This window comes from Streptomyces sp. NBC_00335, assembly GCF_036127095.1.
In the GTDB taxonomy this organism is placed as follows: Bacteria; Actinomycetota; Actinomycetes; order Streptomycetales; family Streptomycetaceae; genus Streptomyces.
This window is the reverse complement of sequence record NZ_CP108006.1, coordinates 7,480,589-7,492,601: the sequence shown is the minus strand read 5'-3', so window position 1 is coordinate 7,492,601 and position 12,013 is coordinate 7,480,589. Positions and strand designations below refer to the sequence as shown.

General features: G+C 72.6%; 12 protein-coding genes. 5 read left to right on the top strand and 7 right to left on the bottom strand.

All coding sequences use genetic code 11. The annotated features are described in order from the left end of the window. The first annotated feature begins 58 nt into the window (after positions 1-58). The 3 genes from OHA37_RS33990 (at position 59) to OHA37_RS33980 (ending at position 4,034) form a co-directional block, all read left to right on the top strand. Positions 59-2,581, top strand: coding sequence for a DEAD/DEAH box helicase (locus tag OHA37_RS33990; RefSeq protein ID WP_266911057.1), 2,523 nt, complete (start codon positions 59-61; stop codon positions 2,579-2,581). Between the two features lie 106 nt (positions 2,582-2,687). Beyond that, entirely contained in the window at positions 2,688-3,590 is a 903-nt protein-coding gene (locus OHA37_RS33985) for an acyl-CoA thioesterase (RefSeq protein ID WP_266911055.1), read from the top strand. A gap of 33 nt (positions 3,591-3,623) precedes the next feature. Then, the gene (locus OHA37_RS33980; protein WP_266911053.1) at positions 3,624-4,034 is read left to right on the top strand and encodes a YchJ family protein; all 411 of its coding nucleotides are present in this window, start codon (positions 3,624-3,626) and stop codon (positions 4,032-4,034) included. On the opposite strand, the gene OHA37_RS33975 is transcribed toward OHA37_RS33980, so the two are convergent. Then, positions 3,998-4,780, bottom strand: coding sequence for a DUF6397 family protein (locus tag OHA37_RS33975; RefSeq protein ID WP_266911051.1), 783 nt, complete (start codon positions 4,778-4,780; stop codon positions 3,998-4,000). The genes OHA37_RS33980 and OHA37_RS33975 overlap by 37 nt on opposite strands. Before the next feature lie 230 nt (positions 4,781-5,010). Further along, positions 5,011-5,409: a roadblock/LC7 domain-containing protein gene (locus tag OHA37_RS33970; RefSeq protein ID WP_243340556.1), complete on the bottom strand. Its 399-nt coding sequence runs from the start codon at positions 5,407-5,409 to the stop codon at positions 5,011-5,013. A 106-nt stretch (positions 5,410-5,515) separates the two neighbouring features. Between OHA37_RS33970 and OHA37_RS33965 the strand changes: the two genes are divergently transcribed. Further along, entirely contained in the window at positions 5,516-5,944 is a 429-nt protein-coding gene (locus OHA37_RS33965; protein WP_266911049.1) for a PPOX class F420-dependent oxidoreductase, read from the top strand. A 59-nt stretch (positions 5,945-6,003) separates the two neighbouring features. Here the strand turns inward: OHA37_RS33965 and OHA37_RS33960 are convergent, their stop codons facing one another. From OHA37_RS33960 to OHA37_RS33940, 5 genes are all read right to left on the bottom strand, one after another. Further along, positions 6,004-6,642, bottom strand: coding sequence for a GTP-binding protein (locus OHA37_RS33960; protein ID WP_266913332.1), 639 nt, complete (start codon positions 6,640-6,642; stop codon positions 6,004-6,006). Beyond that, the gene (locus OHA37_RS33955; RefSeq protein WP_267757296.1) at positions 6,642-7,028 is read right to left on the bottom strand and encodes a DUF742 domain-containing protein; all 387 of its coding nucleotides are present in this window, start codon (positions 7,026-7,028) and stop codon (positions 6,642-6,644) included. The genes OHA37_RS33960 and OHA37_RS33955 overlap by 1 nt, the downstream gene beginning before the upstream one ends. Before the next feature lie 11 nt (positions 7,029-7,039). Further along, complete coding sequence (locus OHA37_RS33950) at positions 7,040-7,483, bottom strand: roadblock/LC7 domain-containing protein (RefSeq protein ID WP_243340590.1); 444 nt, start codon at positions 7,481-7,483, stop codon at positions 7,040-7,042. After that, a complete protein-coding gene (locus OHA37_RS33945; RefSeq protein WP_266911045.1) occupies positions 7,483-10,176 on the bottom strand; it encodes a sensor histidine kinase in 2,694 nt (897 codons plus the stop codon). The genes OHA37_RS33950 and OHA37_RS33945 overlap by 1 nt, the downstream gene beginning before the upstream one ends. A 108-nt stretch (positions 10,177-10,284) precedes the next feature. Next, positions 10,285-11,082, bottom strand: coding sequence for an MHYT domain-containing protein (locus OHA37_RS33940; RefSeq protein ID WP_266911043.1), 798 nt, complete (start codon positions 11,080-11,082; stop codon positions 10,285-10,287). Positions 11,083-11,249: 167 nt separating this feature from the next. On the opposite strand from OHA37_RS33940, the gene OHA37_RS33935 reads away from it, so the two are divergent. Next, a complete protein-coding gene (locus tag OHA37_RS33935; RefSeq protein ID WP_266911041.1) occupies positions 11,250-11,945 on the top strand; it encodes a class I SAM-dependent methyltransferase in 696 nt (231 codons plus the stop codon). The last annotated feature ends 68 nt before the right edge of the window (positions 11,946-12,013 follow it).

The window sequence follows — 12,013 nt, the reverse complement described above, 5'->3', positions numbered from 1 at the left end:
ATCTTCCTTCTGTCCGCCGGTTCCCTGATCCGGGGGGAAGCCAGGCAAGATGGGGGGTGTGACCCTCATTGATCAGCTCCCGCCGAACGCCGACCCCGACGCACTCTTCGAGGCTTTCTCCTCGTGGGCGGAGGACCAGGGCATCACCCTGTACCCGGCTCAGGAGGAGGCGCTGATGGAGGTGGTCACCGGCGCGAACGTCGTCCTGTCCACCCCGACCGGCTCCGGCAAGAGCCTGGTGGCGGCCGGCGCGCACTTCACGGCCCTGGCCCAGGACAAGGTCACCTTCTACACCGCGCCGATCAAGGCGCTGGTCTCGGAGAAGTTCTTCGACCTGTGCAAGCTCTTCGGCACCGAGAACGTCGGCATGCTGACCGGCGACGCCTCCGTGAACTCGGACGCGCCGGTGATCTGCTGCACCGCCGAGGTGCTGGCCTCGATCGCCCTGCGCGACGGCAAGTACGCCGACATCGGCCAGGTCGTGATGGACGAGTTCCACTTCTACGCGGAACCGGACCGCGGCTGGGCCTGGCAGATCCCGATCCTGGAGCTGCCGCAGGCGCAGTTCATCCTGATGTCGGCGACGCTCGGCGACATGAAGCGGTTCGAGGAGGACCTGACCCGGCGCACCGGCCGGCCCACCTCGGTGGTCCGCTCCGCGACCCGGCCCGTCCCGCTGTCGTACGAGTACGTCACGACGCCGATCACCGACACCATCACCGAGCTGCTGGAGACCCGGCAGGCGCCGGTCTACATCGTGCACTTCACCCAGGCCCAGGCGGTCGAGCGGGCACAGTCGCTGATGAGCATCAACATGTGCACCCGCGAGGAGAAGGACAAGATCGCCGAGCTGATCGGCAACTTCCGCTTCACCACCAAGTTCGGCCAGAACCTCTCGCGCTACGTCCGCCACGGCATCGGCGTGCACCACGCGGGCATGCTGCCCAAGTACCGGCGCCTGGTGGAGAAGCTGGCCCAGGCCGGTCTGCTGAAGGTCATCTGCGGCACCGACACCCTCGGCGTCGGCGTCAACGTCCCGATCCGCACCGTGCTGTTCACGGCACTGACGAAGTACGACGGCACCCGGGTCCGCACGCTGCGCGCCCGCGAGTTCCACCAGATCGCCGGCCGCGCCGGCCGGGCCGGCTTCGACACCGCCGGCTATGTGGTGGCCCAGGCGCCCGAGCACGTCATCGAGAACGAGAAGGCCCTCGCCAAGGCGGGCGACGACCCGAAGAAGCGCCGCAAGGTGGTCCGCAAGAAGGCCCCCGAAGGCTTCGTGGCCTGGTCGGACATCACCTTCGAAAAGCTCATCGGCGCCGACCCGGAGGCGCTGACCTCGCGCTTCAAGGTCACCAACATCATGCTCCTGTCGGTCATCGCCCGGCCCGGCGACGCCTTCAAGGCGATGCGCCACCTGCTGGAGGACAACCACGAGCCGCGCAAGGCCCAGCTGCGCCACATCCGCCGGGCCATCGCCATCTACCGCTCCCTGCTGGACGGCGGTGTCGTCGAGAAGCTCGACACCCCGGACGCCGAGGGCCGCACGATCCGGCTGACCGTCGACCTCCAGCAGGACTTCGCGCTGAACCAGCCGCTGTCCACCTTCGCACTGGCCTCCTTCGACCTGCTGGACCCGGAGTCCCCTTCCTACGCGCTGGACATGGTCTCGGTGGTGGAGTCCACGCTGGACGACCCGCGCCAGATCCTCGCCGCCCAGCAGAACAAGGAACGCGGCATGGCCGTGGGCGCGATGAAGGCCGACGGGGTCGAGTACGAGGAGCGGATGGAGCGGCTCCAGGAGATCACCTATCCCAAGCCCCTCGAAGAGCTGCTCCTGCACGCCTACGACGTGTACAGCAAGAGCCACCCGTGGGTCCGCGACCACCCCGTCTCCCCGAAGTCGATCATCCGCGACATGTACGAACGCGCGATGACCTTCACCGAGTTCACCTCGTACTACGAACTGGCGCGCACCGAGGGCATCGTGCTGCGCTACCTGGCGAGCGCCTTCAAGGCTCTGGACCACACCATCCCCGACGACCTCAAGTCCGAGGACCTCCAGGACCTGATCGAGTGGCTCGGCGAGCTGGTCCGCCAGGTCGACTCCAGCCTGCTCGACGAGTGGGAGCAGCTGGCGAACCCCGAGGTGGAGACGGCGGAGCAGGCCCAGGAGAAGGCCGACCAGGTCAAGCCGGTCACCGCGAACGCCCGCGCCTTCCGCGTCCTGGTCCGCAACGCCATGTTCCGCCGGGTGGAGCTGGCGGCCCTGGACCACGTCAACGTGCTGGGCGAGCTCGACGGCGACTCCGGCTGGGACGCCGACGCCTGGGGCGAGGCCATGGACGGCTACTGGGACGAGTACGACGACCTGGGTACGGGCCCCGACGCGCGCGGCCCCAAGCTGCTCCAGATCGAGGAGGACGCGGCGCACGGCCTGTGGCGCGTCCGGCAGACCTTCGCCGACCCCAACGGGGACCATGGCTGGGGCATCAGCGCCGAGGTGGACCTCGCCGCCTCCGACGAGGAGGGCCGTGCGGTCCTGCGCGTCACCTCGGTCGGCGAACTCGGCCAGCTCTGACCTCCTCCCGGCTCCGCCCGGGCGGGCACCCGCCCGGCAACCGACCCCCGACCCGCAACCGACCGGCGCCGTCACGGCCGCCGGGCCCGACAGTGGAGATCCTCTGATGACGAACCCCGCCGAGAGGCTGGTCGATCTGCTCGACCTGGAGCAGATCGAGGTCAACATCTTCCGGGGCGCCAGCCCCCAGGAGTCCCTCCAGCGCGTCTTCGGCGGCCAGGTCGCCGGCCAGGCGCTGGTGGCGGCCGGCCGCACCACGGAGGGCGACCGGCCCGTCCATTCCCTCCACTCGTACTTCCTGCGCCCTGGCATCCCCGGAGTGCCGATCGTGTACCAGGTGGAGCGGGTGCGCGACGGGCGCTCCTTCACCACCCGCCGGGTCACCGCGGTCCAGCAGGGCAAGACCATCTTCAATCTGACCGCCTCCTTCCATCAGCCGGAGGAGGGCAGCATCGAGCACCAGCTGCCTCCCCGCCTCGACTTCCCGCACCCGGACACCCTCCCGAAGGTCGTGGACGAGATCCGCGAGCACCTGGGCACGCTGCCGGAGGCGCTGGAGCGGATGGCCCGCCGCCAGCCCTTCGACATCCGCTACGTGGACCGGCTCCGCTGGACCCCCGAGGAGCTCAAGGACGCCGATCCGCGCAGCGCGGTGTGGATGCGCGCCGTCGGCCCGCTGGGCGACGACCCGCTCGTGCACACCTGCGCCCTCACCTACGCCAGTGACATGACCCTCCTCGATGCCGTGCGCATCCCCGTGGAACCGCTGTGGGGCATGCGCGGTTTCGACATGGCCTCCCTCGACCACGCCATGTGGTTCCACCGGCCTTTCCGGACCGACGAGTGGTTCCTGTACGACCAGGAATCGCCCATCGCGCACGGCGGCCGGGGCCTGGCCCGCGGCCGCATCTACGACCTCGAAGGCAGGCTGCTGGTATCGGTGGTCCAGGAGGGGCTCTTCCGTCCCTACGGCGCCAAGGCCTCCAAGCCGGCCGTATCGCCCCAGTAGTCACCTCCGTCCCCGAAGAACTGAGCGAGTCCCATGCCCACGCCCGCCACTCCAGCCCTGCCCTGTCCCTGCGGGCTGCCCGCCGCCTACCCGGAGTGCTGCGGCCGCTTCCACTCCGGCGGGCGGCAGGCGCCCACCGCCGAGCTGTTGATGCGCTCCCGCTTCAGCGCCTTCGCCGTCGGCGACACCGCCTACCTCCTGCGCTCCTGGCACCCCTCGACCCGGCCGGGCGCGCTCGACCTGGATCCCGGGCAGCGCTGGGAACGGCTGGAGATCCTGGCCACCGAGCGCGGCGGGATGTTCGAGACGGAGGGCTCGGTGGAGTTCCGGGCGCACTACCGCGAGGGCCGGCACACCGGCTCGCTGCACGAGCACAGTTCCTTCGCCCGGGAGAACGGGGCCTGGGTCTACGTCGGCCCCCTCTCCCCCGTCGACTTCGACTGACCCCTCGCTCCGGTCAGGGCGAAGTCGAGGCTGGTGCGGTACCAGCCGATCTCGTCCGGTGGCCCGGCCCGCAGCAGCCGGGCCGCCACCTCGGCGGCCGCCGGAACCTGCGGGTGCCCGTAGGGCGGGGGCGGGGCGAGTGCGCCGAGCAGGATCCGCTCCGCCTCGTCGGGCACGGTCGCGCGCACATCGTCTTCCGGGAGCACGGAGGCCAGTACGGCAGCCCGCTCCCAGGGGTCGGCGGTCCGTCTCAGCAGCAGCCCGACATGCCGCTCGCGCCACCTGCGGGGCCGCAGGTCGGCCCTGGTCTCGATCAGTTCCCGATCGCCCGGCGGCGCGCTCCCGCGGAGCATCCCGGGCTCCCGAGCCGCGAAGTCCCGTAGCTCCGCGGTCAGATAGAGCCACACCACCGCCCGGTAGCGGTTGATCCGGTATCCGACCGGAGTGAGGTGTCCGCAGCGTGCGAGCCGGGTGAACCGGCTCGGGCCGACCCCGAGGACGGCGGCCGCGGCCTCCGCTCCCGCGACCGTCTCCACGCGCTCGCGCAGCGCGTCCGGGAATCCCTCGGCCGACCGGACCCGGTCGAGCTCGGTCCGGGTGTACCGCGCGGCCCCGGCGGCCCCTTGGGGGCCGGTCCGCACGATGCCCAGCTGGACGGCGCGGGCGAACTCGCTTCGGCTCAGGCCCAGTTCCCCCGCGGCGCGCCCGCCGCCCATCAGCCCGGCGGCCTGCGCCACGTGCGGCATGTCCGTCGTCTGTGGCGCTTGCGGTGTCTGCGGCGTCCGTAGTGCCTGCGGTGTTTGCAGTGCCTGCAGCGCCTGCGGCGTCCGCTGTGCCCGCGGCGCCTGAACCGTCTGTGTCATCACGCTCTCCCCACCAGAGTGATTACTGTGTGTGAAGAACGTAACTCAGAGCGACAGCACCTCGCCGGGCCTGTGGACAACTCCGAAAGGGCGAACCGCGCCGCCCGCCGCTCTCAGCCGCCGGTGATCCGCCGCTCCGCGACACCCAGGTGCTCCCCCACCCGGTTGACCAGCAGCGTCATCTCGTACGCCACGTGCCCGATATCCGCCTCGGAGGCGCTCAGCACGCACAGGCAGCTGCCCGCACCCGCGGCCATGACGAAGAGGACCCCGTCGTCGTACTCGACCATGGTCTGTCGGACCTCACCCGCCCTGAAGTGCCGCCCCGAGCCCTTCGCAAGGCTCTGCAGCCCCGCCGCGACGGCCGCCAGGTGCTCCGCGTCCTCCCGTGCCAGCCCCGCGCTCGCGCCCGTCACCAGGCCGTCGTTGGACAGCACCACCGCGTGCCGCACCTGCTGCACGCGCCGCGTCAAGTCGTCCAGCAGCCAGTCAAGCTGCTTGTCCAGCGCCATATACAGTCCCTCCCCGTCGACGCGGCCGCACCGGCCGCGCCCCACCCCGCGTACTCGTGCCGCCAGCCTTCCCCACCAGGGCCTTTCCGGCAAGGAGGATGGACCCATGGTGAAGAAGATGACTCAAGAGGAATGGCGGGAGTTCGTCTCCCGCTCCACCCGCACCGGGAAACTGTCCACCGTCCGTGAGGACGGAAGCCCTCACATCGCTCCCATCTGGTTCGTTCTCGACGGCGATTCCTTCGTGTTCAACACCGGGAAGGACACCGTCAAGGGGCGCAATCTGGCCCGCGACGGCCGCGTCGCGCTCTGCGTGGACGACGACCGGCCGCCCTTCTCCTACGTCGTCCTCCAGGGCCGGGCGGAGATCAGCGAGGACCTGGACGCGATGCTCCCCTGGTCGACCAGGATCGGCGCCCGCTACATGGGAGCGGACCAGGGCGAGGCCTTCGGGCGCCGCAACGCCGTCCCCGGCGAGCTGCTCGTGCGCGTCCACATCGACAAGGTGATCTCGGCAGCAGGCGTGGCCGACTGACGGCGTCCCCGTCCGCGTGACGGGACCACCACCCCAACACCCCTTCACCGCGGGCCGGTTCACACCGAATCGGCCCGCGGTTCCACCGACTCCAGCAGCCGCGCCGTGTGCACCCGCCCCGCGTACTCCACCAGCCGGATCAGCACTTCCTTCCCCGAGTCCTTGTCCCGCGCGTCGCACAGCACCACCGGCGTCCCCTGATCCAGGTCCAGCGCCCGCGCGACCTCGTTCGAGGCGTACCGCCGTGCGTTCGCGAAGCAGTTGACGGCCACCACGAACGGGATCTTGCGGTGCTCGAAGTAGTCCACCGCCGGGAAGCAGTCCTCCAGCCGCCGCGTGTCGGCGAGGACCACCGCGCCCAGAGCCCCCTGCGACAGCTCGTCCCACAGGAACCAGAAGCGGTCCTGCCCCGGGGTTCCGAACAGGTAGAGGGACAGCCCCGACCTGATCGTGATCCGCCCGAAGTCCATGGCCACGGTGGTCGTCGTCTTCTGGTCGACCCCGCCCGTGTCGTCGACCAGTTCCCCGGCCTCGCTGAGGAGTTCCTCCGTCCGCAGCGGCCGGATCTCGCTGACGGAGCCGACCAGGGTCGTCTTCCCCACGCCGAAGCCGCCCGCCACGAGTATCTTCAGCGCGAGCGAGGCCAGTTCCTCTCCGCCCTCGGCGGACGGCGCCGGCCCGTTGTCGTGCAGTCCCATCACAGCGCTCGCAATCCCTCGATGACTTCACGCAGAATCCGCTCGTCAGGCAGCTGTGCGGGTGGCACCGGTCTGCTGACCTTGACGTGCCCGGCCTCCAGCAGGTCCCCGAGCAGTACGCGCACGACGCCCACGGGAAGGTCCGCGTCCGCCGCGAGCTCCGCCACCGACTGGGTCTCGTCCCGGCACAGGCCGAGCAGCGCACGGTGCTCCGGCCCCAGCAGCGACTCGGCCGCCTCGTCGGTCCCCGCCGGGTCCACGACGACCAGTGCGATCAGGTCGAACCGGACCCCGTGGGGTCCCGGCTTCGTGCGTCCGCCGGTCATGGCGTACGGACGGACGAGCGGGCCCGCGTCGGCGTCGTACCACCGGCCGTTCGTGCTCAAGGCCGCCGCCCTCAACCGGCGGCCGGCGGCCGCGCCGCGAACCGGGCCGGGGTGTACAGGTGCTCGCCGACCCGCTTGACCAGCCGGGCCATCTCGTAGGCGATCAGCCCCATGTCGGCGCCGGCGCCGCTGAGCACGGCCAGGCAGGAGCCGTCTCCGGCGGCCGCCACGAAGAGGAAGCCCTCGTCCATCTCCACCATCGTCTGGCGCACGCCCCCGGCGTGGAAGTGCCGGCCTGCGCCCTTGGCCAGGCTGTGGAAGCCGGAGGCCACGGCCGCCAGGTGTTCGGCGTCCTCCCGGCTGAGCGCGCTGGAAGCGCCCACCGCCAGGCCGTCGTTGGACAGGACCACGGCGTGCCGGACCTCGCGCACCCGGACCACGAGGTCGTCCAGGAGCCAGTCGAGCTCGCCCGACCTGCGGACGCCGTCGAGGTCGATCCTCTGATGTTCGATCATCATCGTGCTCCTTCGCCTTCGCCAGTACTGCCTGTGCCGCCCGTGCCACCCGTGGGCCCCGCACTGCCCGCGCCGCCCGGGCCGTCCGCGCCGGCCTCGCCGGTCGCCTGCGTGCCCCGCACCCAGCCCGCCCGGTACGCCGCCATCCGCTCGCGCGCCTGCTCGGGGCTGCGGCCGCGCGGTTCATCGGCCCCCCGGACACCGGCCGGGGCCTTCGGAGCGGGGGCCTCGCGCAGCTGCGGGACGAGGCTCGCCTGCCGGACCCGGCGCGGCAGTTCGGTGACGGAGGCCGCCGGACCCGAGGGGGCGGATGGGCCCGAGGGGGCCGCCGTGACAGCCGGGGCGGGCGTACGGGGAACCGCGCCCGCGGAGCCGCGCGGCCGCAGCGGGGCCACCGGGGAGGGCCGGGGCTCCTCCCGTACGGGGCTCCGGTCCGGGACCGGCACCCCGCGCACGTCGTCGCGTACGACGCTGATGGCCTGGGACGGCTCCCGCAGCCGCTCCCGCTCCCGGACCGGTTCGGTGACCGGCTCCGGAGCCGGGGTCGCGCGCGCCTGCTCCTCGGGCTGCGGTGCGGCGGCCGTGAGGGCGCCCTGGAGCAGGGAGTTCGGGAGCAGCACCACCGCGGTGGTGCCGCCGTACGGTGACATGCGCAGGTGTACCTTCACACCGTGGCGGGCCGAGAGACGGCTGACCACGAAGAGCCCGAGCCGGTCGCTGTCGAAGAGGTCGAGCGCCTCGGACTGCTCGATGCGCCGGTTGGCCTCCTGGAGGGATTCGCGGCCCATGCCGAGACCCCGGTCCTCGACCTCCAGGACGTAGCCGGCGCCGACGGGTTCTCCGCTGACCCTGACCTTGGTGTGGGGCGGGGAGAACTGGGTGGCGTTCTCGATGAGTTCCGCGAGCAGATGGGTGAGGTCGGCGACGGCTCCGCCGACCACGGCCGCCTCCGCGAGCTGGCGGACCTCGACGCGCGGGTAGTCCTCGATCTCGGAGACGGCGGCCCGCACGACGTTCGTCAGCGGGATCGGCATCCGCCAGGCGCGGCCGGGGGCGGCGCCCGAGAGGATGATCAGGCTTTCGGCGTGCCGCCGCATCCGGGTGGTGAGGTGGTCGAGGCGGAAGAGGTCGCCGAGCTCGTTCGGGTCGTCGGCGCGCCGCTCCATCGAGTCGAGGAGGGTGAGCTGCTTGTGGACCAGGACCTGGCTGCGCCGGGCGAGGTTGACGAAGACCCCGCTCACGCCGCTGGCCAGTTCCGCGCGTTCGACGGCGGCGCTGAGCGCGGCCCGGTGGACCGTGGCCAGTGCCTCGCCGACCTGGGCGATCTCGTCGTCGGCGGCCGGTCCCCGCGGGGTTTCGGCGGCCACGTCGATGTCCTGCCCGGCCCGCAACCGGTCCATGGCCTGCGGGAGTTTGCGGTGCGCGATCTCCAGCGCGGTGTTGCGCAGCGAGACCAGCTCGACCACGAGGGCCCGGCCGATGCGGACCGAGATGACGAGCGAGGCGGCCACCGCGGCCAGGCCCAGGGCGACGGCGGCTCCGGCGGGACTCAGCGCGCCCGCGCCGAAGGGGTCGGCGCGGTCCGCGGCGGCCGCGTGGGCGGCGTCCCCGATCTCCCGCATCGAGCCGGCGACCGAGGTGTAGGCCGCCTCCCAGCCGGAGGGCGGGCCGGCCGCCCCGGCACCGGCCGCGGCGGCGAGCGCCCGGTCCTCGGCCCCGGTGAGGTCGGCGTAGGCGGCGCTCTTGGCCACGGACTGCCAGGCGTCCTGCTGGGCGGCGGGCAGGTCCGGGGCGGCGGAGGCGGTCAGGGCGCGTCGGGTCTCGATCGCTCCGGTCAGGCGGCGAAGCGTTTCGGCGGTGCGCGGCCGCGACGCCGTCAGCAGGGCGTCCTCCCGGGACAGCTGCTCCCCGGCCCGCGCGAACTCCAGCAGGACCCGGGCGTCGACGCCCAGCTCGGCGTCCTGGCCGCCTCCGGAGAGGGCGCCACCCACATCCAGCGCCGTGTCGATCACCCGGGTGTACGTCTCGTACGCCGCTTCCGGGGTCGCCCGGTGCTCGGCGACGTCCTCGCGCGCCGGACCCAGCCCCTCGGCGGCGGCGACGAAGGCACGCAGCCGGACGACGATGTCGGTGCGGTAGTCGCCGGAGTCGGCCACGGTGTTGCGGTCGCCGAGCCGCAGCGACCGTAGGGCTCCGTCGGTGCGGCGTGCCTGCTCGTCCAGGGCTGCGGCCTGGCCGGGGGCCTGGGCGGCGGCCGCCTGGCCGGCAGTGGGGTCGGCCAGCAGCCGTACGGCCGTGCGCCGTTCGGCCTGCAGCGCGGCGATGGCGTTCTCCACCGGGGCCCGCAGTTCCCGGTCTACGCGCTGAACGCGGCTGAGGCGGGCGACGTCCTGGGCCGCGTCGACGGTCGCGAAGGCCCAGAGGGCGAGCAGGGAGACCACCGGCACCATCAGCAGCGAGACGATCTTCGCCCGGACGGTGGCGGGGCGCAGTCGCAGGCGCGGACCGCGGGCACCGCCCCCGGCCGCGCCGGGTATCGCCGCGAACACGTCGGAGGCAGCGCGCTCCGCCGGCTCCTCGGCGGGCGGTCCGGCGTGCGCCCGGCGTCCCGGCCCCTTGCCGCGGCCACCCGCCGGCGCGGGCGCGGGCGGCCGCGACGCCGCTGCTTCCGGTGTTCTGCGGGGTCTGCGCATGGGCTCCTCGTTCCGGGCGGTGCGTAGGTGTACGTGACGGTCGCGGGGGCGGTGGCGTGGTGTTGGTGGGGGTGGTGACCTGGGCGGGGGCCTGCGTCGTGCGCCGCCTCAGCCCGCGGGGGCGGTGGCGCCCCGCTCTCCCAGGCGGAGGTCGGCGGAGGCCATCGCGGAGGCCTCCCGCTCGTCGGCGGTCGGCGAGAGGGCGACGAACGCGGAGGTGATGAAGAGGTAGGAGCCGAGGCCGACGGCGAGCGGGAAGATGAACTGCATGGCGGTGGCGCCCGGCAGGGCCGTGTCCGAGGGGGTGACCTCGACGGCGACGGCGAGCATGCCGGTGTAGTGCATGCTGCTGACGGCGGCGCCCATGACGAGCGAGGCGACGGCGACGGCCACGGGGGACTTGATGTTGAGGGCCGCCCACAGGGCGGCCGTGGCCGCGACGACCGCGATGGCGACGGAGAGTCCGACCGTCAGCGGCTCGTAGGAGACCGAGCCGTGCAGGCGCAGGGCCGCCATGCCGAGGTAGTGCATGCTGGCGACGCCGAGGCCGGTGGTGAGGCCGCCGAGGACGAGGGCCCGGCCGCGGTCCTTCCCGTAGCCGACGGCGAAGACTCCGGCGCCGACGACGATCATCGCGACGAGCAGGCTGAGGATGGTCAGCGGCACGTTGTAGCGGATCTCGGTCCCGGTGACGTGGAAACCGAGCATGGCGACGAAGTGCATCGTCCAGATCCCGGTGCCGATGGCCGAGGCCGCTGTGAGGAGCCAGTTGCGGCGGGAGGCTCCGGTCGTCGCGGCGAGCGCGCGAACGGTGCAGCGCAGGCCGAGGGCGGCGCCGATCGAAGCCATCACGTATGACAGCGCGGGGGTAAGCCAGCCGTAGGCGGCGTGGTCCAGGTGTCCCATGGCCACGGAAGCTAGTCCGGGTGAGGGAGCGAACACGGGCCGCATTTCGAAAGCCACTGGAACTGCTGGAATATGACAGAGATACGTTCATCTTCGATCACGCCGCGTACCACCTTGCACACGTTCCGCAGGCATGTGCCGGAGCCCCGGTGAGGGATCATGGGCACATGAGCGAAGACCGCACACAGGACCACACCCGGAACCGGTCGCTGGACCGGGCTCGGGAGCAGGCTCAGGACCCCGCTCGGGGCCGGCCCCGGGACCAGACGCGGGACCGCGGCCACGTCCAGGAGTTCTTCGGGGCGCGCGCGGCCGGCTGGGACCGCAAGTTCCCCGGGGACGAGCCCGCCTTCGCGACCGCCGTGGGCGAGTTCGGACTGCGGCCCGGGGACCGGGTGCTCGACGCGGGCTGCGGCACCGGGCGGGCGCTGACCGCGCTCCGCGCGGCCGTCGGCCCGTCGGGAACGGTGCTCGGCGCCGATGTCACTCCGCAGATGCTGACCGCCGCACACGAGGCGGGCCGGGATGCCCAGGGCGCCCTGCTGCTGGCGGACGTGGCCGCGCTGCCGCTGCGCGACGGGGTACTGGACGCCGTGTTCGCCGCCGGCCTCATCGCCCATCTGCCCGACCCCGGGGCCAACTTGCGCGAGCTCGCCCGCGTGGTCCGCCCGGGCGGCCGGCTCGCGCTGTTCCACCCCATCGGCAGGGCGGCCCTCGCGGCGCGCCACGGCCGGGAGCTGACCCCCGACGACATGCGCGCGGAGCACAACCTCGGCCCGCTCCTTGCCGGTTCGGGCTGGCAGCTGACTTCGTACGCCGACGAGGACACCCGCTTCCTCGCGCTGGCGGTCCGCACCCCCTGACGACCCCGCACGCGCCTCCCGTGGGTCACCCCGGGCGCGGCGGCGCCGGCGGCGAGCCGGTTCCGTGG